15 protein-coding genes and 1 riboswitch are annotated in these 21158 nt (G+C 67.3%); of the genes, 6 read left to right on the top strand and 9 right to left on the bottom strand.

The window, feature by feature from the left end; all coding sequences use genetic code 11:
* Nucleotides 1-210 precede the first annotated feature (210 nt).
* Together ACFFJ7_RS08975 and ACFFJ7_RS08980 are read left to right on the top strand one after the other, a co-directional pair.
* Complete coding sequence (locus tag ACFFJ7_RS08975) at nt 211-774, top strand: cupin domain-containing protein (protein WP_377591848.1); 564 nt, start codon at nt 211-213, stop codon at nt 772-774.
* Nucleotides 775-1124: 350 nt separating this feature from the next.
* The gene (locus ACFFJ7_RS08980; RefSeq protein ID WP_166952987.1) at nt 1125-2255 is read left to right on the top strand and encodes a LuxR C-terminal-related transcriptional regulator; all 1131 of its coding nucleotides are present in this window, start codon (nt 1125-1127) and stop codon (nt 2253-2255) included.
* 86 nt (nt 2256-2341) lie between these two features.
* Here the strand turns inward: ACFFJ7_RS08980 and ACFFJ7_RS08985 are convergent, their stop codons facing one another.
* From ACFFJ7_RS08985 to uvrC, 3 genes are all read right to left on the bottom strand, one after another.
* On the bottom strand, nt 2342-3769 hold the full coding sequence (locus tag ACFFJ7_RS08985) for an MATE family efflux transporter (protein WP_377591851.1): 1428 nt from the start codon (nt 3767-3769) through the stop codon (nt 2342-2344).
* A 96-nt stretch (nt 3770-3865) separates the two neighbouring features.
* Nucleotides 3866-4510: a CDP-diacylglycerol--glycerol-3-phosphate 3-phosphatidyltransferase gene (gene pgsA / locus ACFFJ7_RS08990; RefSeq protein WP_166952993.1), complete on the bottom strand. Its 645-nt coding sequence runs from the start codon at nt 4508-4510 to the stop codon at nt 3866-3868.
* A 43-nt stretch (nt 4511-4553) separates the two neighbouring features.
* Nucleotides 4554-6509 (bottom strand): excinuclease ABC subunit UvrC, encoded by a 1956-nt coding sequence (gene uvrC / locus ACFFJ7_RS08995; protein ID WP_377592118.1) that lies wholly within the window; start codon nt 6507-6509, stop codon nt 4554-4556.
* Nucleotides 6510-6701: 192 nt separating this feature from the next.
* Between uvrC and ACFFJ7_RS09000 the strand changes: the two genes are divergently transcribed.
* Nucleotides 6702-7826, top strand: coding sequence for a metallophosphoesterase family protein (locus ACFFJ7_RS09000; protein ID WP_166952996.1), 1125 nt, complete (start codon nt 6702-6704; stop codon nt 7824-7826).
* On the top strand, nt 7823-10504 hold the full coding sequence (locus tag ACFFJ7_RS09005) for an AAA family ATPase (protein ID WP_377591853.1): 2682 nt from the start codon (nt 7823-7825) through the stop codon (nt 10502-10504). Before ACFFJ7_RS09000 ends, ACFFJ7_RS09005 begins: the two co-directional genes overlap by 4 nt.
* Before the next feature lie 6 nt (nt 10505-10510).
* Here ACFFJ7_RS09005 and ACFFJ7_RS09010 read toward each other — a convergent pair whose 3' ends face one another.
* On the bottom strand, nt 10511-11758 hold the full coding sequence (locus ACFFJ7_RS09010; RefSeq protein WP_166953002.1) for a multidrug effflux MFS transporter: 1248 nt from the start codon (nt 11756-11758) through the stop codon (nt 10511-10513).
* 161 nt (nt 11759-11919) lie between these two features.
* Nucleotides 11920-12561, bottom strand: coding sequence for a LysE family translocator (locus ACFFJ7_RS09015; protein ID WP_166953005.1), 642 nt, complete (start codon nt 12559-12561; stop codon nt 11920-11922).
* A gap of 350 nt (nt 12562-12911) precedes the next feature.
* On the opposite strand from ACFFJ7_RS09015, the gene aztA reads away from it, so the two are divergent.
* On the top strand, nt 12912-13763 hold the full coding sequence (aztA, locus tag ACFFJ7_RS09020; protein ID WP_166953008.1) for a zinc ABC transporter ATP-binding protein AztA: 852 nt from the start codon (nt 12912-12914) through the stop codon (nt 13761-13763).
* A 7-nt stretch (nt 13764-13770) separates the two neighbouring features.
* Nucleotides 13771-14655 carry a metal ABC transporter permease gene (locus tag ACFFJ7_RS09025; protein WP_377591857.1) on the top strand — a complete coding sequence of 295 codons (885 nt, stop codon included), beginning with the start codon at nt 13771-13773 and terminating at the stop codon, nt 14653-14655.
* Nucleotides 14656-14676: 21 nt separating this feature from the next.
* On the opposite strand, the gene ACFFJ7_RS09030 is transcribed toward ACFFJ7_RS09025, so the two are convergent.
* The 4 genes from ACFFJ7_RS09030 to ACFFJ7_RS09045 all read right to left on the bottom strand — a co-directional run bounded on the left by ACFFJ7_RS09030 (nt 14677) and on the right by ACFFJ7_RS09045 (nt 20609).
* On the bottom strand, nt 14677-15051 hold the full coding sequence (locus ACFFJ7_RS09030) for a flagellar export protein FliJ (protein ID WP_166953013.1): 375 nt from the start codon (nt 15049-15051) through the stop codon (nt 14677-14679).
* Between the two features lie 136 nt (nt 15052-15187).
* Nucleotides 15188-16021: an exodeoxyribonuclease III gene (locus ACFFJ7_RS09035; protein WP_166953016.1), complete on the bottom strand. Its 834-nt coding sequence runs from the start codon at nt 16019-16021 to the stop codon at nt 15188-15190.
* A 245-nt stretch (nt 16022-16266) separates the two neighbouring features.
* A complete protein-coding gene (locus ACFFJ7_RS09040) occupies nt 16267-17214 on the bottom strand; it encodes an outer-membrane lipoprotein carrier protein LolA (RefSeq protein WP_166953019.1) in 948 nt (315 codons plus the stop codon).
* Nucleotides 17215-17360: 146 nt separating this feature from the next.
* Nucleotides 17361-20609: a DNA translocase FtsK gene (locus ACFFJ7_RS09045; protein ID WP_377591861.1), complete on the bottom strand. Its 3249-nt coding sequence runs from the start codon at nt 20607-20609 to the stop codon at nt 17361-17363.
* 348 nt (nt 20610-20957) lie between these two features.
* Nucleotides 20958-21146: riboswitch (cobalamin riboswitch) on the top strand.
* The last annotated feature ends 12 nt before the right edge of the window (nt 21147-21158 follow it).

Genomic DNA, 21158 nt, shown 5'->3' on the forward strand with positions numbered 1-21158 from the left:
AGCAGCCATCAGACCGCGATGCGCGGCTGCCTAGATGGACAGGCGCGCCCCCATGTCGATATTGCCGAGCATTGTGATCCCCTCGAATATTATGCGTTAACGACTATCACCGTTCAAAAAAATGAGCAAGCGTTTTTGCTCATGTTGTAAGACGACCGGCAAGCCGCTATTCTTTCTGCATAAGGGGGGATTTGAATGCAGGACTTCGATGTGGGCGGCCGGCTGAAGGAATTACGGGTCGCCATGAATCTTTCCCAGCGGCGGCTAGCCGAGTCGTCCGGGGTTCCGCATGGCCAGATTTCGATGATCGAGACCAATAGAAGCAGTCCTTCTGTTGCATCTTTGCGCAAAATTCTGGGCGGCCTTGGGATATCGTTGTCAGAGTTTTTTGAGCCGGATTCAGCGATTCCTGCTGACGTGTTCTTCAAGCCGCAGGATCTGCGCGACCTGACATCCCGGCTTTTCACCACGCTCGGAGAGCCGACGGGACATATGTCCCTGCGGCAGGTTGGCGACGCGCGGGCGCACAATCTCCAGATACTCTACGAGCGTTACGATCCTGGCGCGGACACGGGCGCCTCCATGCTGGAGCACGTGGGCAGCGAAGGCGGCATCGTGATATCCGGCGAAATCGAGCTGATAGTCGGCGACCGCTCCGCGATCCTGAAGGCGGGCGACAGCTATCTGTTCAACAGCTCCGAACCGCACCGCTTCCGCAACATCAGCGACCGGGAGGCCGTCGTCGTCTCGGCCTGCAGTCCGCCCTACCTGTGAGCGCCGGGAGAGCCCCTGTCGCATCAAACCAAAAGCGTATGCGCTTCTTGGTTTGATGCGTTGACAAAGAGATGTAGTGGCAGCACGGTTCGGCTTGAAGGTGCGACTTTTTAGCCTTCCATGCACGCGGTGCGTGCAGGTGATCCATCCCGAAACTGCGGCAGACCCTCATTCACATATGTTAAATATAGAATTATAAATGTATAGTTCATGTTCAGGCGTGTGAGTAGCAGCGAAGGGCTTTCTTGTCGTGGTCGAAATAGTTGTACTGGAAGGGCCCCGGACGGCGGCCGGTTCCGGGCAGCGGAGCAAGACGCAGGCGTAGCATGCGAACGCGAAGCATTCGGAAAGTGTACGCCGAACTGGGCGAATTGATCGAGGCGGCCGCGCTGCAGCCCGACCGCTGGACGGATGTCGTCGCCGCGCTGCAGGTCGCTACCGGAGGAACGCGGATATCGATGCAATCGCACGATATGTCCCGCCCCACGGCCGAGCCGCTGATCGCTTCCGGATGGGATGAGAACGATCTGGACACGTATGGCCAATACTATGCCAACATCAATCCGTGGGCGGGGCCGCTGCAGAAGATGCCGCTGCTCGTGCCGACGCTGTCCGACCACGTCCTGCCTCTCTCGCAGCTTCGCAAGAGTGAATTCTACAACGACTGGCTCAAGCCGGTGCAGGCTGCGGACAGCGCCACGGGCGTGCGCCTGATCGATCGCGACGGACGCTTCGCGGTGCTCGCGGTGCACTACAGCTCGCGCCGAAGCGCACAGTTTCATCCCGAGTTGCAGAAGCTTCTCATGACGCTGGCGCCGAAAATGCGCGATGCGCTGGAGATGAACAGCCATACGTTCAGGCGCACGATCGCCGTGCCAACCGGATCGCTGGTGCATTCCATGTTCGAACCCGCGATCTGCGTCGACCGGGAAGGGCATCTGCTGGATTTCAACGCCGCCGCGGAAACCGGCCTGCTGAACCCCCGGATCATCCGCCTGTCGCCCGACAGGACGCTCTCGTTCGGCGCGGCGCAGGAGAATGCCGCGATCTACGGCGAGCTGCATAATGTCTGCGTGCACGGCAGGCCGTCGGTCGACAGCCCCACCATCTCCTTCGGGCCGTTCCGTTTCGCCGTGTCCTTTTTTGCACTCAACCGGCGTTTGATCCACTCGCCCCGCCGCGACGTCGGCAGCTTCTTCGCGGACAGGATCGTCGCGCTGCTCGTTTTCCGCGACATCCCGCAGCTCCGACAGAGCCGCGCGGAAAGCCTGCGAACGCTCTATCGTCTGACGCCCTCCGAGATAAGGGTGGCGGAAGCCTTTATGAACGGCAGCTCCCCGCAGGAATGCGCGAACGCAATCGGGATGAAGTACGAGACTTTCAGAAGTTACCTGAAGAACATCTACAAGAAGGTCGGCGTGCACAGCCAGAAGGAGCTGCTGCGCCTGCTGCAGGACAAGGACCGCTTGCCGGCCCGTTAAACCCCCGAGGTTTTGTCAGGGGTTCCAGAGCGCGTTCCGATCAGAGATGGAGTCGTCCGACCGTTTCCGTGGAATGGCGACACGCTCTACGGCACCGGACGCGGGAAGCGTACGAGACCGAGGCGTTCGCGCCTCGTCCAGCGCACTATCATCAGTGTGGCGACGGTCGCCAGGCCGGCGGCCAGCCCCATCCAGATGCCGGCGCCGCCCAGCCCGGCGCCGAACGCAAGCCCCACACATAACGGAAGCCCGATGAACCAGTAGCCGACGATGGCGTAGATCATCGGCACGCGGGTGTCGTGCAGCCCGCGCAGCACCGCCGCGCCCAGTACCTGGCCGCCGTCGGCGAGCTGGAACAGCGCCGCGAAGGCGAGAAAGGTGACCGCAAGCTCGACCGCCCGCGCATTGAGCGGGTTGTGAATATCGAGGAACACGCTGACCAGCGTCACCGGCATGACCGTCATCAGCGTGGCGGCAATGGCCATCGCCGCCATGCCGAGGCCGATGCCGATCCAGCCGGCGCGCGTCACGCCGTCCTTGTCGCCCGCGCCATGGGCGCGTCCCACACGCACGGTAACCGCCTGCGACAGCCCGACCGGCACCATGAAGGTGATGCCGGCGAGCTGTATCGCGACCGCATGCGCCGCCAGTTCCGCCTCGCCGAGCCAGCCCATCATGAAGGCGGCGGCGTTGAAGACGCTGATCTCGAAAGTGGAGAGGGCCGCGATCGGCAGCCCGAGCCGCCACAGAGCGCGAAAGCGCGGCCAGTCCGCCCGCCAGAAGAACCCGAAAAGGTGGTAGCGCCGGAAGCGTCTGTCCCGGAGGACGACGACCGCCATGGTCGTGAACAGGACGATGTTGGCGATCGTGCTGGCAAGACCGGAGCCGATCATCTCCAGCCGGGGAAAGCCAAGATTGCCGAACACCAGCAGCCAGTTCCCGAGGATGTTGAACAGAATGGCGGCGACGGCCGCGCCGAAGGCCCATTGCGGGCGTTCGAGCGCGGAAACGAACGACCGCAGCACCAGATAGCCGAGAAACGGCAGCAGCCCCCACATGAACACCCGCAGGTAGCTGCCCGCGAGGCGCGCAAGCTCCGGCGGCTCGCCGATGGCGCGCAGCACGGCGCCGCCGTTCCACAGGAGCAGCGCGCAGGGAATGAAGACGATGATCGCCGACCACAAACCCTGCCGCACCGTGCGCCGGACTTCGCGCACCGCGAAGCGGTTCTTCCCCAGTTCGCGCGCGATCATCGGCGAGACCGCCGTCAGCAGGCCGAGCGAGAACAGCATCACGAGCGTATAGAGATTCGTGGCGAGCGTGCCGGCGGCGAGCGACTGCGAGCCGAGGCGGCCGATGAAGATGACATCCGTCACCGTGATGGCCATCTGCGCGAGCGTCGTCAGGACAAGCGGCCAGCCGAGCGCCGACGTGGCGCGCAATTCGCGCCGCCATGCGGGAAAGCCGCGGTCCGGCGAAGAGGTGGAAGTCGCCAATGAGGAAAGCTGCGTCATGATGAGGCACATCTAGCCGAAAAAATGTGCAATCGCCATGACCGCTGCCGGCAGGGCTGGCGGTTCTGCCATGCGCGCCGGGCGGTGCGCGGCGCGTCAGCCGCGTGACCGCTCGTCCTGCGCGAGAATGTGGCGGACGCCGTGGTTGAGATAATCCCAGCCGGTGTAGAGCGTCAGCACAGCTGAAATCCACAGCAGCGCGATGCCGATTCGCAGGGTGCCGGGCAGAACCGCCTCGCCCGCCTGCCCGGCGATGAGGAAGGATAGGGCCACGAGCTGCGCCGCCGTCTTCCATTTCGCCACCTTGGTGACGGGCACGCTGACTCGCAGGTCCGCGAGGAACTCGCGCAAGCCGGAGACCAGTATCTCGCGGCAGAGGATGATGAGCGCCGCCCACAGGGACCAGCTCTTGATGGTGCCGTCCGCCACCAGCATGAGCAGGGAGGCCGCCACCAGCAGCTTGTCGGCGATGGGATCGAGCATCCGCCCCAGCGCCGATTGCTGCGACCATGCGCGGGCGAGATAGCCGTCGAGATAGTCGGTCACCGCCGCCAGCACGAAAATGGCGAGCGCCACCCAGCGCATTTCCCGCTCGTTCGGCCAGAACAGGCACACGACAACCGCCGGTACGGCGAGGATGCGTCCGTAGGTGAGCAGGTTGGGCAGGTTCATCGCGCTGGAGGGACGCTTAGGCCCGGAAGCGGGGGAACTGGCGGAACTGTTCAAGGGGGGCGTGCTCATGCGTATCCACCAGATCGGCTTGCAAACAAACTCCGGAGCGGGATCACCCTTCCCGCTCGTGAAAAAACCCATAGACCATTTTCGCCGTCGCCGCATTGATTCCCGGCGCGCCGCGCAAATCCTCCAGCGAGGCCTGCGAAACCGCCTTGGCCGTGCCGAAGTGCAGCAGCAGCGCCCGCTTGCGCGCCGGCCCGATGCCCGGGATCTCGTCGAGCGGGCTCTTTGTGAACTCGCGCTTGCGCTTCGCCCGGTGCGTGCCGATGGCGAAGCGGTGCGCCTCGTCCCGCAGACGCTCGACATAGTAGAGCGTCGGATCGCGCGGAGGCAAGCGGAACGGCGCACGCCCCTCGACGAAGAACGTCTCCCGGCCAGCGTCGCGGTCCGCGCCCTTCGCCACCCCGACGACGGGAACGTCGCTCACGCCGGTCTCCGCCAGCACGGCCCGCACCGCCGCCACCTGCCCCTGTCCGCCGTCGATGAGCAGCAGGTCCGGCCAGGTCGGGAAGGCGCCGTTGCCGCCCTCTTCCTCCTCCGCGGCGGTGTCGAAGGCCGGGCGCGGACCTTCCTTGACGAGCCGCGAGAAGCGGCGCTGCAGCACCTCTTTCATCATGCCGAAATCGTCCCCCGGCGTCAGCTCCGTGGAGCGGATGTTGAAGGTGCGGTAGTGCGTTTTCATGAAGCCGTCCCGCCCGGCGACGATCATGGCGCCGACCGCGTTCGTGCCCGAGATGTGCGAGTTGTCGTACACCTCGATGCGGCGGGGCGGATGCGTGAGCCCGAAGGCCTGCGCCACGGCGGCGAGCAGCTTGTCTTGCGAGGCGGTGTCGGCGAGCCTGCGCGCCAGCGCCTCCTGTGCGTTCTGCGCCACGTGGGCGACGAGCGTGCGCTTCTCGCCGCGCCGGGGCACGGCCAGCTCCACCGCATGCCCGGCGCTGGTGGAGAGGGCCTCCTCCAGCAGGCGGTGCTCCGTCGGCGTGTGCGACAGCAGCACGAGGTGCGGGCACGGCTTGTCGTCATAGAACTGCACGAGGAAGGCGGACAGAACCTCCTCCGGCGGCAAATTCCTGTCGGCGCGCGGAAAATACGAGCGATTGCCCCAGTTCTGGCCGTTGCGGAAGAAGAACACCTGCACGCAGAACAGGCCGGCCTCGGCGGCGATGGCGAACACGTCCGCCTCCTCCACGGAATGCGGGTTGATGCTCTGCGTGCCCTGCACGACGGAGAGCGCCGCGAGACGGTCACGGTAGCGCGCGGCGCGCTCGTAATCCAGATTCTCCGCCGCCTCCTGCATCTCCTCCGCCAGCCTGCGCTTCACGGCGGACGACTTGCTGGACAGGAAGTCCCCCGCTTCCTTGACCAGCGTCGCATAGTCCTCCAGCGATATCTCGCCGGTGCACGGGGCGGAGCAGCGCTTGATCTGGAACAGCAGGCAGGGGCGCGTGCGGTTCTCGTAGTAGCTGTCGCTGCAGGTGCGCAGCAGGAAGGCGCGCTGCAGGGCGTTGATGGTGCGGTTGACGGCGCCGCTGTCCGCGAACGGCCCGTAGTAGCGCCCATTGCGCACCCGTGCGCCCCTGTGCTTGACGAGCTGCGGCGCCGGATGATCCCCCGTGAGCAGGATATAGGGGAAGGACTTGTCGTCGCGCAGCAGCACGTTGTAGCGCGGGCGCAACTGCTTGATCAGGTTGGCTTCCAGCAGCAGCGCCGCCGTCTCGGTATCGGTGGTGATGAACTCCATCGCCGCCGTCTGCGCGATCATGCGCATGGTGCGGTTGCCGCCGTGGCCGATGCCGCGCACGTAGGACGCCACCCGCTTCTTCAGGTCGAGCGCCTTGCCGACGTAAAGCACCTCGCCGTCGGCGTCGATCATGCGGTACACGCCGGGCAGATGCGGCAGCGTTTTCCAGAACCGGCGGATAACCTCCGCGCCGGCGCGCACCGAGACGGGCGCGTCCGCCTCATCGGCCCACAGTTCGGCGTCGGCTGCCTCCGTATCGGCCATCCCGGTGTCGACGGCGGAATCCTCCGCGGGAACGGTGCCGGGCGACGGGTCGTCAGAATGCATCATGATCTTTCAGAATGGATCCGGTTCGTTTCCCATGTAGGACAGCGCGGGACGGATTGCATCAGGAGCCTTCATCGGCGCACCATTTACGGCCATAGTATGCAGCCGTTCCCACAGTTCCCGACCGCGATGCGATTCATTCATACCGCCGACTGGCAAATCGGCAAGCCTTTCAGACAGTTCCACGAGCGCGAGAGCGTCCTGCGCCAGGCGCGGCTGGCCGCCATCGAGCGAATCGGCCAGTTCGCCCTTCGCGAGGGCGTTGCCCATGTGCTCGTCGCCGGGGACGTCTACGACAGCGAGCAGCCCTCCCCGCGCACCCTGCTGGAGCCGCTGGAGCGCATGCGCCAGTTCCCGCAGGTCGCGTGGCACCTCATTCCCGGCAACCACGATCCGCACCGCCCGCGCGGTCTGTGGGACCGGCTTCGCGACCACGGCCTGCCCGACAACGTCCACGCCCACCTTGCGTCGGAACCCGTGGCGCTGGGCGGCGAGGCGGTGCTGCTGCCCGCGCCCCTCACCCGCAAGAGCGAGACGGGCGATCTCACGCGCTGGATGGACGGCGCGCCGAGCGGCCCGGGGCTGCTGCGCATCGGGCTGGCTCACGGCGCCATTGCGGATTTCGGCACCGAAGGCGAGGCCGGCAACCCCATCGATCCCGCCCGGCCGGAGCGAGCCGCCCTCGCCTATCTCGCGCTGGGCGACTGGCATCGCACGGTGCAGGTGTCGGCGCGCGCCTGGTATGCGGGCACGCACGAGCCGGACCGTGCCGCGAGCCAGGAAACCGGCACGGCGCTGCTCGTCGACATCCCCGGCCCGCTGGCCGTGCCCGTCGTCACGCGGCTCGAAACCGGCAGCTACCGCTGGCTGACGCGCGACGAACATGTCGCCGGTGCCGCCGACATCGATAGCCTCGACGCACGCCTGCGCGGGCTCGGCAACCTGTCGGCGCTGGTGCTGCGGCTGCGGCTGTCCGGCGCTGTCTCGCTGGCGGACAGGACGGCGCTCGACCGCAGGCTGCTGACGCTCTCCGCCGCGCTGTTCCATCTCGACACCGACGTGACGAAGGTCGTCGCCCGCCCGACGGAGCAGGATCTCGAATCGATCGATTTCGGCGGCGTCCTGCGCCACGCGGCCGACCGGCTGCAATTGCTCGCGCGGGACGAGGCGCGCGCCGCCGGTGAGCGGCAACTGGCGGAGGACGCGCTCGTCGAGCTTTTCACGCGCGTCGCCGGGGGGAGCGGGACGGCATGAGACTGACCGGCATCAGGGTCGAGGGCGTCGGCAGGTTCGCCGCGCCGGTCGCGGTTTCGGGGCTCGGGCCCGGCGTCAACATTCTTGCGGCGGGCAACGAGGCGGGCAAGTCGACGCTGTTCCGCGCCGTGCGGGCCTGCCTTTTCGAGCGCCACGCCACCAGCCGCGAGGATGTCGCCGCGCTGGCGAGCGCCGGCCTTTCCCTGCCCGTCCGCGTCGCGCTTGATTTCGAGCATGGGGGACATGGCTACCGGATCGAGAAATCCTTCCTGCGCAGCCGCTCGGCACAGTTCTTCCGCGACGGCGTGCTCGTCGCACGGGACAGGGCGGCGGATGAGGCGGTGTGGGATCTGATCGGTATCGCCCCCGGCAACGGGCGCGCCGGCGTCGACGAAGCGGCCTTCGGCCTTCTTTGGGTGGGGCAGCGCCAGTCGTTCGTCACGCCCAGCCCGTCGGAGGCCGCGGCCGCCGCCCTCAATCGCGCCATCCACGAGGAGGTCGGCACGCTGGTCGGCGGTGAGCGGGCAAGGCAGCTGCTCGCCTCGCTCGCCGCCGACATCGACCGCCTCTACACCGCGCAGGGGCGGCCCAAAGCCGGCGGGCCCCTTGCGGCGGCGATCCAGCAGCGGGATGCGCTCGCGTCGGAACTGGCGGTCGTCGAGGCGCGCCTTGCCGATCTCGACACGCACCTCACCGAACTCACGGAGCGCCTCAAGGAACGCGGCGAACTTAATGACCCGGCACTTGCCGCCGAGCTTGCCGCCGATCTCGCGCAGGCACAGAAGGCGTTCGCCGACGGCGAGGCCGCGCATGCCCTTCTCACCCGTTTGGAGGTTGCGGAGCAGAAGGCGCGGCTCGCGTTCGACGCCGCCGAGAACATCCTCGCCGACCATCTCCGCCGTGCCGACCGCATCGATGCCGACCGGGCGCGTCTCGCCGAACTGGCGACCGAGCGCGCGCCGCTCGACGCGCAGGTCCAGACCGCCAACGCGGGAATCGCCGCCGTCGAGGCCGACAAGGCGGAGACGGACACGCGCATCCGCCGCGAGGAGGCGCAGGAGCGTGCCCTGCAACGCCTTGCCGCCGTCCGCGCGCAGGCAGCGGGGCTCGACGCTCTCAAACGCCGCAGGGCGGACCTCGCCGCGCTCAAGACGCGGATCGTCGACAACGACATCGCGCTCGAAGCCAACCGCGCCACCGCACAGGCCGTTGCGGAGCTGGACCGGCTGCAGCGCGAGATCGCCGTCAGCGACGCGCGCCTCGCCGCCGCCGCTGCACAGGTATCGCTGGTGCTAGGGCCGTCCGGCGCCGGGCGCGTGCGGCTCGATGGCGAAATCCTGCACGGGGACGTCGCGCAGGCCGCCGTCAGGCCGCTTGCCATCGCCATCGACGGCATCGCGACGATCACCGTCACGCCTCCGCCGACGGATGCGGCAACGGTGAAGGCGCGCGGGCAGCACGAGGCGGCCTTGAACACGCTGCTGAAGGCAGCGGGCCACGGCAGCCCGGAGGATCTGCGCACCGGCCGCGCCGCGCGCGAGACGCTGGAGATGGAGGCCACGGCGCTGAAGGCAGAGTTGCGTTCGTTCGGCATCGCGGCGGACGCGCTGACGAAGAATGTCGCCGTCCTCGACGTCGACATTGCCCGCATCGTCAGCCTGCAGGACTCGCTTTCCGCTGGAGACGGCGTGCCGCCGGACCTTCCGGACGCGGACATCGCCGCGCGGCTTGCGGCGATCCGGACGGGGCGCGAGGAGGCCCGCCAGCGGCGCCAGACGCTCGATGCCCGCCTCGCCGCCCACAATGGCACGCTCGCGGCGCTCGCGGCGCGGCGCGGCGAGATCGCGGGCTCGCTGGCCGAGATCGACACGCGCCTCGCCGCCGACCTCGCCCGCCTGCCGGACGACACCCGCGCCGCGCGGCACGCGGCGCTCGACGCGGCCCTCGCCCAGGCGCGGGAGACATTGCAGACGCAGGCCGCCGCGCTCGAAGGCCAGCGCCGGCAAGCCCCGCCTGCGGACGAACTCGACAGGTTGCGCTTGCGCATCCGGCGGCTGGAGGACGCGCGCAACAATCGCCGGGCAAAGCTGGAGCAACTGGAGCGCATCATTGCCGGTCTGGAAGGGCAGATTTTGAATGCCGGCGGCGACGGCCTCGGCGAGCGCGCGGAGGCGCTGCGTGCCGATCTCGATCTCGCCGGGCAGGAGGTCGAGCGTGTGGAAAGACGTGGCACATCGCTGCGGCTGCTGCGCGAGACGGTGGAAGACTGCTACCGCCAGCACCGCGACCGCCTCACCGCCCCGTTGCGCCGCCATCTCGCGCCCTATCTCAACGACGTGTTCCCGGCGGCGGAAGTCACGCTTGGCGACGGCTTCGGCATCGAGGGTATCAGGCGCGGCGCGCCCGATGCGGAGCGCTTCGAGAGCCTTTCCGACGGCACGCAGGAGCAGATCGCCGTGCTGGTGCGCCTTGCCATGGGCTCCCTGCTGGCGGAACGCGGCTTCGAGGTGCCGGTCATCCTCGATGACGCGCTCGTCTATTCGGACGACGGGCGCATCGCCAGGATGTTCGACGCCCTGAGCCGCGCCGGCGAGAAGCAGCAGGTGATCGTCCTCACCTGCCGCACCCGCGCGTTCGCGGCGCTCGGCGGGCGGCCGCTCGCCATCACTGACGTCTGAGCGCGGTTACGCGGCGCCATCGCGCCGGAACATCCTGCCGCGTTCCGTCCAGTAGACGACGGCCAACGCCAGCGCGCTGAATACGAGGTAGCCCAGCGCCAGCGGCAACACGGTGCCGTCATACGCCTGCCCGACGAGAAGCCCGATGACGGTGCTCAACGCCGTCGTCACGGCGCCGATGAAGGATGAGGCCGTGCCCGCGATCCGCCCCATCGGCTCCATCGCCAGTGCGTTGAAGTTCGGCACCGACAGGCTGAAGATGAAGTGCAGCGCGGCCAGCAGCATCGAGAACGGCACCAGCGGCGGAAAGCCGCCATAAGCGACCGTGAGCAGCACAAGCGCCAGCGATGTCAGCACGAAGGCCACCGTGCAGATGTGCGAGAGCCGGCGCGGGCCGACGCGCTGCACCAGTTGCGCATTGGTGAAGGCCGCGACCCCCATCACCGCTGCGATGAGGCCGAAAACGAGCGGGAACCACGGCCCCAGCTTGAAGACGTCCGTCTCGAACACCTGCTGGGCCGAGTTGATGTAGCCCATCAGCGTGCCCAGCATCAGGCTGATCGCCAGCGTGTAGCCGAGGGCGACGCGGTTCGTGATGCACTGACGCGCGCCCTCCAGCACGGCGCGCGGCGAAGCCTTCATGCGGTTGTGCGGGTTGAGCGTCTCCGGCATGCGCAGCGAGAACCAGGTGAGCAGCCCGACACCGAGCGCGAGCATGCTGACGAAGATCATCCGCCACGAGCCGAGCAGCAGCATCAGCGCGCCGCTGCCGGGCGCGATCACCGGGCCGATGATGAACACCATCATGACGAAGGACATCACCCGCGCCATTTCCTGCCCGTGATACCGGTCGCGCACGATGGTCATCACCAGCACCCGCGAGGCGGCGGCACCCACGCCCTGGACAACGCGCGCGATGAGCAGGGTTGTGAAGCTGCCGGCCGTGAGCGCCATCAGCGTGCCCACGAGATAGATCGCGAGGCCGATCAGCATCGAGGGGCGGCGCCCGATGGAGTCCGACAGCGGGCCATAGACGAGCTGGCTGACGGCGAAGCCGATCATGTAGCTGGAAATGATGAACTGTGCGTCGTTGGCGCTGGCGAGCTGGAACTCATGCTGGATGGGAACGAAGGCCGGCAGCAGGTTGTCGATCGATAGAGCGACGAGCGACATCATCAGCGCGATCAGCGCAACGAATTCACCGAAGGGAGGGTATCGGACAACGCGATCGGACACAGGCGCCGTTGAAGTCATGATGGGGAATATCCTGAACCGCAAGGCGCCGGCCGGCGCCGTTGGGATGAACAAAAAAAGATCCGGAACGCATCGCGGGATACGCCCGCGACACGGATTACGGCCTCCCGGTCACCCGGGCGGCCGTTGGCACATATGCACCGTTCGTGGAGAGCCGGTTGCTACCGGCCGACTGCGAGCTTGACACCCAGCCCGATCAGCGCCGCCCCCATCACGGCGTCGAACGGGCGGCGCAGCCGCGCGTAGACCATGCGGACGCTTCGTGACGAGAATATCACGGCAAGCGTCGAGAACCAGCCGAACGCCACCCCGGCCACGATGGCGACCGTCGCCATATACACGCCCTGGGGCGCGTTGACCGGCAGCACCGTGACGAACAGGCTGCCGAAGAAGGCGGCCGACTTGGGATTCGTCATCCCGACCAGCAGCCCGCGCCGCGCCGACGGCCAGAAGGCGGAACCGCCGTCGCCCCCTTCCACCTTCGCCTGCTGCACTTCCGGCACCCCGCCGCCGTGGCGCAGGCCATAGAACATGCGTATGCCCAGATAGACGAGATAGGCCGCGCCCAGAAGGCGCAGGAGATCGTAAGCCCAGGCGACCTTCGACAGCAGCACGCCGAACCCGAAGACAGCCAGCACCGCCCACATGGCGCAAGCCGCGCTCACCCCGAGCGCCGCGCCGAGGCCGAAGCGCCGCCCGAGCAGCGAATGGGAGGTGACGGCGATGAAATCGGGCCCCGGGCTGATGCACGCCAGCAGCATGACGCCCGCCAGGGTCAACAATTGCGGAAGAAACTCTACCATGCTCGACCTCGCTCCACCCCCGCCTCTTCCGGACGGTGCGCAGATGGAAGCGTCCGGCATTTTCCGTGAAACTAACAGATACCTTTCCATCCGGGTAGGAGCTTGCGGGATGGGTTCCATGCGCCATGCGCCTGACAGGTCGGAGACGGAACCGGATGGTTGTATTTCGCAGATGATATACTATAACGTTTACGAGGGTAACACGGGATGATGGGGGAGCGATTGCCCGGGCGTATCGGCAGGGAGCACGGTTCGGTTTTGCGCAGTTCGGTGCCGGGCAGGCTCTGGCTCGCGGCGTTCGTCTCCGCCTGCCTGTGGGGCGTGGCGTTCTGGGCGATGGACTGGATCTGATGGCGACGAACCGGCATGCACATGCGCACGCGCATCCCTTCGGGAATGGTCATGAGGGCGGCTGCGCGCACGAGCCCGGGCCTCTCCCCCGGCGGGACGGCAGCACGGCAGCGCCGGGCATCCGGCTGGAGAATGTGACCGTCGCCTACCGCCGCCATCCGGCCGTGCACCATCTTTCCGGGGAGTTCGCGCCCGGCTCGCTGACGGCTGTCGTCGGCCCCAACGGCGCCGGCAAGTCCACGCTGCTGAAGGCGATCATGGGGACGCTGCGTCCCGAATCGGGCCGGATCGAGATTTCCGGGATCGACCGGCGCGACATCGCCTATCTCCCGCAGATCAGCGAACTCGACCGCACCTTCCCGATCACGGTGCTCGACCTCGTTTCCATGGGTCTGTGGCGCAAGTGCGGTGCCTTTGGCGCCGTGACGCGCGCCATGATGCAGCAGGTCAGGGAGGCAGTCGCCACGGTGGGGCTCGCCGACCTCGCGGATCGCCCCGTCGGCACGCTGTCCGGCGGCCAGTTCCAGCGCGCGCTGTTCGCCCGGATGCTGCTGCAGGACGCCCGCCTCCTGCTGCTCGATGAGCCTTTCACCGCGCTCGACATGAAAACCACCGCCGACCTCCTGCGGCTGGTGAAGGACTGGCACGGCGAAAACCGCACCATCATCGCCGTGCTGCACGATCTTGATCTGGTGCGGGAGCATTTTCCGCGGGCGATGCTGCTGGCCCGCTCCGTCGTGGCGTGGGGCGACGCGGCGAAGGTGCTCACGCCGGCGAACATGCTGGAAGCGCGGCGCATGTGCGAGGGCTTCGACGAAGATGCCCCCGTCTGCCGCTCCGACGCCGCGTGACCGCACGATGTTATACGATTTCCTGTTCGCGCCCTTTGCCGACTACGGCTTCATGCGCCGCGCGCTCGCGGGCTGTCTCGCGCTATCCTTCGGCGGATGCCCTCTCGGCATCCTGCTGGTGCTGCGCCGCATGAGCCTGATGGGGGACGCGATGTCCCATGCTATCCTGCCCGGCGCCGCCATCGGCTTTCTGGTCGCAGGCCTGTCGCTCGTCGCCATGACCATCGGCGGCATCGTCACCGGCCTGACGGTCGCGCTGCTCGCGGGCCTCGTCTCCCGCGCGACGCCGCTGCGGGAGGATGCCAGCTTCGCGGCCTTCTACCTGATCTCGCTCGGGCTCGGCGTGCTCATCGTGTCGATGCGCGGATCGAACATGGATCTGCTGCATGTGCTGTTCGGCACCGTGCTGGCGCTCGACGACGCGGCGCTCGTCCTCATCGTGTCGATCGCCACGATCACGCTCGTTGCGCTCGCCGTCATCTACCGGCCGCTGATTCTCGAATGCCTCGATCCCGGTTTCCTGCGCGCGGTCGGCGGACAGGGCGCGATCGGGCCGGGGCCGGTCATCCATATGGGCTTCATCGCGCTGGTGGTGCTCAACCTCGTTGGCGGTTTTCAGGCGCTCGGCACGCTCATGGTTGTCGGGCTGATCATGCTGCCGGCCGTCTCGGCGCGCTTCTGGTCCCGGAACGTGCCGGGCCAGATGGCCGCCGCCGTGCTCTTCGGCGCGATAGCGAGCATAGCGGGCCTGCTCGCCTCCTATCACTGGAGCGCGCCGGCTTCCTCATCCATCATTCTTGCCGCGGGCGGCATCTACATCCTGTCCGTCATCGCCGGGCGCTTCGACAGCATCGCCGCCTCGGCGATCCAGTTGCGCCACCGCACCGGCTGACGGCGGCAGCGTCTTTCCGGGTCAGGCGCTCACCGTGCGCAAGACGGCGGCGGGCCGTTCGCGCACGCCTTCGCGGTCGTCGAGGGCTTCGGCCTTGCGCAGTTCCGACAATGCCTCATCCAGATCGGCCATCGCGTCGGCGAGCTGGTTCTTGAGGTCGTCCGCCGATTGCAGCAGGTTGTCACGCCTCTGCGCGGCAGCCCTGGCATAGGTGGGATAGGCGAAGTGGTTGACGTCGGCGATGCCGGAGCGCTTTTCTTCCGCCGCGATCTCCTTGTCGAGATCCTCCGCCATGCGCTGGAAGTCGGCGATCATCGCCTCGATCTGCGCGAGGCGTCGGCGTTTTTCCTGTACGCGGAATGTCTTCAACTGAATGATGCCGCTGCGAGGTTTCATCGCTGATATCGCTCCCGTCAGGCGCAAGCCGGCATTCCGGCTCCGGTTCTCTCTGGCGCCTATCTTTGCCGATACAGGTTGATCCTTCCTTACCGGAAACGCGCTGACGTCATTATTGTCGCGTCTTCTGCCGCATTCAGATATCGAGCGTCACCGTCACGGGTGCGTGGTCGGACGGCCGCTCCCAGCCGCGCGCATCCCGCGATATCTCGGAGGCCTGCAGCGCCGGCGCGAGGCTCGGCGCCAGCCAGACGTGGTCGAGTCGCCGGCCCTTGTTCGCGGCCGCCCAGTCGGGCGAGCGATAACTCCACCAGGTGAAGACCTTCTCGGGTTCCGGGTGCAAGGTGCGCACAGCGTCCACGTAGGTGCTTGCCTGCCGGAACGCTTCCAGCCGTTCGGTCTCCACGGGCGTATGGCTCACCACACCGAGCAGCGCCTTGTGATTCCACACATCCGTCTCGTAGGGCGCGACGTTGAGGTCGCCAACGAGGATGCTCGGCTTGCCGGCTGGGCGCACGTCCTCATTCCACAGCATCAGTTCGTCGAGGAAGGCGAGCTTGTGGGCGAAGCGCGGATTGACCTCCGGGTCCGGAATGTCGCCGCCGGCAGGCACATAGAAGTTGTGGATACGCATGCCCTTGACGCGCCCGTTCGCGCCGCCAGGCGCGCCTGTTCCCGCAAGCTCGACCGATATGTAGCGCGAATCGTCCTTGTCGCAAAAGTGCTTCACCTCGACATCGGCGAAGGGAACGCGCGAGACGATGGCGACGCCGTGATACCCCTTCTGCCCGTTCAGCGCGATGTGCTGGTAGCCGTGCGCCCGGAACGCCGCCGAGGGAAACTGGGCGTTGGGGCACTTCGTTTCCTGAAGGCACAGGACATCCGGCTCATGCTCGGCGAGAAAGCGGGTGACCTGATCGATGCGCAGGCGAACGGAATTGATGTTCCAGGTGGTGATGGAAAACGGCACGGCGGACTCTTCGGCGGGGATCGGAGCGGAATCGGGAGCGGCGGCAACTCCGTCAGCTTGCCCCTCATGTCCCGCCGATACAAGCGCGGAATGCGGGCGGGTGGCTTAACTCGTCGCGGAACAGGCGGGCCGCCCGATATTCCGTTTCCGCTATCCGCGAGCTGAGTCCAGGGCGCTTTCCCGTCAGAATTCGCTCCAGACAAGGAAGCGCGGAGAGAGAACCGGCCCAATGATCGGTTTTCTATCTAGCGGCGCGTTACCTGTACGCCGGAGAGGGCGACGGTCGTCTCGTAGCCCTGCGGATCGACGACCTGCCACTGGCGCAGCACGTCCGTCCGCGCGTCGTAACGCAGTGTGACGGTCGAGGTGCCGCCCAGCGTGGCGCTGTCCTCCAGCGTGATATCGATCGCGCCGCCGGGGTCGATATCGACGTTCTTTACCTTTACGTCGCGCGCAAGATCGACGTTGTCGCGCAGCAGGAATTTCAGCGGCGTCTGGCCGATGGAATAGACGTCGTTCGTGCGTAGTTTCGAATCCCGCACCGCGACCGAGCGGCCGTCCGCGACGATTTCGAGCGTGCTCGGCGGATCGTAGGCGAAGCGTAGCCGGCCGGGACGCTGGACGTAAAGCGTGCCGCCGACCTGACGCCCGTCCGCCCCCGTCTGCAGGAAGCGCCCGGTCAGCGTGCTGATGCCGTTGAGATAGGCGTTGACGCGCGCAACCGCCTCCGCAGGCGTACGCGGCATCGCCGCCGCAGCGGGACGCTGCGCGACGGCGGCAGGCGGCGCGGCCAACGCCGGCGCTTCCGCCGGGACCGGCGTCGCAGGCGCCAGCGCGGCGGCGCCCCCGAGACCGGACGGGCGGCGCGGCGGCAGCGGCATCGCGCTCTGCACCGCCGGGGCGGGCGAAGCCGCCGGCGCCGGTGCAGCGGGCGCAAGCGGGACAGCCGCAGCCGGGGAAGCGCGACGCGCTGGCGGCCCGGGCGGAGCTGAACCGGAGGCCGGGCGCGCGGGCGGCTGTTCCGGAGCGGGCGCCTGCGGCGCGGCCGCGGGGGCCTGCTCTTCCTTCTTGAACATGCCGTCGAGGAAGCGGCTGAGCGGATCCTGCGCATATCCCGCCACCGGCAGAGCCGTCGCCGCGAGGAACGCCGCACCCATGATCGCGGGCCTATACCATCGGAACCGTCTCGTCATATCACCATCTGCACCGGAACCGCCGCGTCAGTGCGGCGCAAGTCTTTAACACTGTTGATATGGCGAAAGCACGTCCTCAGTTGCAAGCCCTCTTCAGTTGCAAGCCCTCTTCACGCTGCAGATCCCCTTCAGGTTGCAAGTTTCCTTCAACCCTGTTCGGTGGGATCCTCGCCGCCGAGCAGGATTTCACGCTTGCCGGCGTGATTGGCGGGGCCGACGATCCCTTCGAGTTCCATGCGCTCCATGATCGAAGCCGCGCGGTTGTAGCCGATTTGCAGGCGGCGCTGGATATACGAGGTGGAGGCCTTCTTGTCGCGCAGCACGATGGCGATGGCCTGGTCGTAGAGGTCGTTGCCGCCGCCGGCGCCGTTCGCGGTGTTGTCGAAGACGGCGCTGCCGTCCGATTCTGCAACCGCCTCCTCATCCGCCGTGACGGCTTCGAGATATTGCGGCCGGCCCTGCGTCTTGAGATGGGCGACAATCTTCTCCACCTCGTCGTCGGAGACGAAGGGGCCATGCACGCGCACCACGCGCCCGCCGCCCGCCATGTAGAGCATGTCGCCTTGCCCGAGGAGTTGCTCCGCCCCCTGCTCGCCGAGAATGGTGCGGCTGTCGATTTTGGAGGTGACCTGGAAGGAGATGCGGGTCGGGAAGTTGGCCTTGATGGTGCCGGTGATGACGTCGACGGACGGGCGCTGCGTCGCGAGGATGACATGGATGCCGGCCGCGCGCGCCATCTGCGCCAGACGCTGGATCGTGCCTTCGATCTCCTTGCCCGCCACCATCATGAGGTCGGCCATCTCGTCGACGACGATGACGATGTAGGGCAGCGGATCGAGGTCCATCACCTCGTCCTCGTAGATGGCCTCGCCCGTATCCTTGTCGAAGCCGACCTGCACGGTGCGGGTGATGACCTCGCCCCGCGCCTTGGCGTCGCGCACGCGGGTATTGAAGCCGTCGATGTTGCGCACCGACAGCTTCGACATCTTCTTGTAGCGCTCCTCCATCTCGCGCACCGCCCATTTCAGCGCCACGACCGCCTTCTTGGGATCGGTGACGACGGGGGTGAGCAGGTGTGGAATGCCGTCGTAGACCGACAGTTCGAGCATCTTCGGGTCGACCATGATCAGCCGGCATTCCTCGGGCCGCAGCCTGTAGAGCAGCGACATGATCATGGTGTTGATGGCCACCGACTTGCCCGAACCCGTGGTGCCCGCCACCAGCAGGTGCGGCATGCGCGCGAGATCGGCGATCACCGGCTCGCCGCCGATGGTCTTGCCGAGGCAAAGGGCTAGCTTGAATTTCGACCGCTGGAACTCCTCCGAGGCCAGCAGCTCGCGCAGGAACACGGTTTCGCGCCGGGCGTTCGGCAGCTCGATACCGATGGCGTTGCGGCCCGCGACCACCGCCACGCGCGCGGACACCGCGCTCATGGAGCGGGCAATGTCGTCGGCGAGCGAGATGACGCGCGAGGACTTCGTGCCGGGCGCGGGCTCCAGCTCATAGAGCGTGACCACCGGGCCGGGGCGCACGTGGATGATGTCGCCGCGCACGCCGAAGTCTTCCAGCGTGCTTTCGAGCAGGGCGGCGTTCTGTTCCAGCGCATCCTCGGAGATCGTGTCCTTCGGCCCCGCTGGAATCGCGAGCACGGAAAGCGGCGGCATCTGATACTCGCCGGAGGGCGCGACCGCCTGCGGCACGCGCCGTGTCGTCACACCGGCGGACGGCGCGTGCGTAGGCGCCGCGGCGGCGGTACGGACCATCGCTGCGCCGGCCGTTGCTCCCACGGCTGCGGCATTCACGCGCGGCTGGAGGGGCCTGCCGGCCCCCTCGCCTGCCGGGCGCGGGGCCGGTCGTGCCACGACGGGCGGCGGCGGCGCATACGGGTCGTCGTCATTGGAGGGCGCCAGCGCGGATGGGCGCGCCGTATGCCGCAGAAACACCGGCGGCGCTTCGTGCCCGGCGGCGAATTCCGCGTCCAGTGATGCGCTGTCGTGTTCCTCCGCCGCGTCGATATCCGCGATATCGTCGTCATGCGGGTCGACGCTGGCTTGCGCATCCTCCGCCCAGCGGTCGTCGGCATGCTCTTCCCCGGCATCCGCCTCGCCTGCGAAGGGCGCGAACGCATCGGCTTCGCGCCGATCCTCGGGATAGCCGGCGAACGCCGCCTCGTCGGCGGGTGCGAAGTCATGCGCCGCGTTGTCCGCCGCCAGGCTGTCCGCCGTCATCTCGCCAGCCATCATGCCGTCCGTCGCGACGCGCTGGCGCGCGGCCAGCTCGCGGTCCGTGCTGCGGGTGAAGCGCACATTCGGCGGCAACTGGAACGGCTTGCGCCATGCCGGAGTGCCGTCGGCCGAAACTGCGCCTTCGGGAGCGCCCAGAGGGGCGTCGAAAGACGGCGGCGCAGCAATCGGCTCCGGCGGTTGCGGAAGAACGGCGGCGGGAACGGGCGCCGCCGGCATGTGGACGCGCGACGGGCGCCCGCGCGTGGGTGCGAAGGCGGCGATTTCGGGCGGAATGTCCCCTGCCGCCTCGATGCTCCCGTCGCCGGTAAATGCGGGCGCGGCCTGTGGATAGCCTTGCGGAAAGTTCTGCGCGGGTGCCTGGTGCACAGCCTGCGGCTGGTGCGTGGCGTACGACTCGGCAAAGTCGTAATCGTCGCCGAACACGGGCTCCCGCGCCGGGTGCGCTGCCAGCCCTTCGGCGGGCTCGCGCCCGTCACGCAGCGGGTCGGGCTTGCGGAAGCGACGTGCGAGTGCCGTGCGCAGCGTCATCAGGCCATGGATGACGGCGCCCAGCGAGACGATCCCCCAGCCCGGCTCGTCGCGGCCGTCGTCATCCGCGGCCGGCATATCGTAAGGAGACTCGGGGGACGGAGAGCGCGCGGCTTGCGCGAGGCCGAAGCCAGAGGCCGCAGAAAGCGCGAGAATGGCGGTAGCGGCATAGAAGAGCCCGACGATCACGCCGCCGATGCCGCCCGTGCCGGCCAGGCCGTGGCCGCCGAACAGCAGCGCATCGCCGACCACACCGCCAAGTCCGGACGGCAGCGGCCAGCGGGCGGTTTCCGGCAGCGCGCTCGCGACCGCCGAGGCAGCGCCCGTTCCCACCAGCCAAAGGCCGATGCGCAGCGCCGGACGCGGCAGCGGCCGCCGCCCCACGAGCCGGATGGCCCAGACCGCGCACGGCAGCAGCAGCGCGACGGAGCCGAGGCCGAATATCTGCATGATGAGATCGGCGAAGATGGCCCCCGGCATGCCCAGCATGTTGGCGACCCGCCCGTCCGTGGCGTGGGTCAGGCTCGGGTCCTCAACCGACCACGTCATCAGCGCCAGAACCGATGCACCGATGAACGCGAGCAGGAAAAGGCCGGCCAGTTCGACAGCACGCTGCACCATGAAGCGGCGCAACGCATCGGAAATATCCTCAGCGTGGGACGAGGTCCTTCGGATGGTTCGCATGTTTCGGGCAGAACTCGCAAATTGGCTTGATTCGAGCCAAGTGTAGTCCCCAGGCGGTTAAACCGGGATTAACTCTGGCGCGACGATTAACGTTAAGCCGGCGAAGCGCGATGCGAGCGAGGCGACGGTTGCGTCGCTCCTATGGCGAATGCGATCTATTTTTCGAATCATATGTCATTTTCTCCAGATATATGTCATATATGACGATATCATGCCTGTCACCGCCAGGAGAAAGGTTCCGGTGTTGACAATTGCGGCGGGTTTTTGACAGCGGTGCGTGCAAAGTGTAGCTTCATCGTGACGGTTCCTTCCGAGGATGAAAAGGGAACGCAGTGAGCGCGATGCGTGATACTGCGGCTGCCCCCGCAACTGTGAGCGGCAGGCTTGCGCCACGAGGCCACTGGATTTCGGTCCGGGAAGGCGGTGCAGGCGTCAACCGCGAGCCAGGAGACCTGCCGTCGGACGTGGTCACAGCGGACCATCGGT

The organism is Pseudochelatococcus lubricantis (assembly GCF_042432495.1).
In the GTDB taxonomy this organism is placed as follows: domain Bacteria; phylum Pseudomonadota; class Alphaproteobacteria; order Rhizobiales; family Beijerinckiaceae; genus Pseudochelatococcus; species Pseudochelatococcus lubricantis.

What these genes read in the sequence shown, in the direction of transcription:
- ACFFJ7_RS08985 (WP_377591851.1), bottom strand. Translation starts at nt 3,769, where the DNA reads ATGACGCAGCTTTCCTCATTGGCGACTTCCACCTCTTCGCCGGACCGC.
- ACFFJ7_RS09040 (WP_166953019.1), bottom strand. Translation starts at nt 17,214, where the DNA reads ATGACGAGACGGTTCCGATGGTATAGGCCCGCGATCATGGGTGCGGCG.
- uvrC (WP_377592118.1), bottom strand. Translation starts at nt 6,509, where the DNA reads ATGGCCGATACGGAGGCAGCCGACGCCGAACTGTGGGCCGATGAGGCG.
- ACFFJ7_RS09045 (WP_377591861.1), bottom strand. Translation starts at nt 20,609, where the DNA reads ATGGTGCAGCGTGCTGTCGAACTGGCCGGCCTTTTCCTGCTCGCGTTC.
- ACFFJ7_RS09015 (WP_166953005.1), bottom strand. Translation starts at nt 12,561, where the DNA reads ATGGTAGAGTTTCTTCCGCAATTGTTGACCCTGGCGGGCGTCATGCTG.
- ACFFJ7_RS09005 (WP_377591853.1), top strand. Translation starts at nt 7,823, where the DNA reads ATGAGACTGACCGGCATCAGGGTCGAGGGCGTCGGCAGGTTCGCCGCG.
- ACFFJ7_RS09025 (WP_377591857.1), top strand. Translation starts at nt 13,771, where the DNA reads ATGTTATACGATTTCCTGTTCGCGCCCTTTGCCGACTACGGCTTCATG.
- ACFFJ7_RS09030 (WP_166953013.1), bottom strand. Translation starts at nt 15,051, where the DNA reads ATGAAACCTCGCAGCGGCATCATTCAGTTGAAGACATTCCGCGTACAG.
- ACFFJ7_RS09000 (WP_166952996.1), top strand. Translation starts at nt 6,702, where the DNA reads ATGCGATTCATTCATACCGCCGACTGGCAAATCGGCAAGCCTTTCAGA.
- pgsA (WP_166952993.1), bottom strand. Translation starts at nt 4,510, where the DNA reads ATGAGCACGCCCCCCTTGAACAGTTCCGCCAGTTCCCCCGCTTCCGGG.
- aztA (WP_166953008.1), top strand. Translation starts at nt 12,912, where the DNA reads ATGGCGACGAACCGGCATGCACATGCGCACGCGCATCCCTTCGGGAAT.
- ACFFJ7_RS09010 (WP_166953002.1), bottom strand. Translation starts at nt 11,758, where the DNA reads ATGACTTCAACGGCGCCTGTGTCCGATCGCGTTGTCCGATACCCTCCC.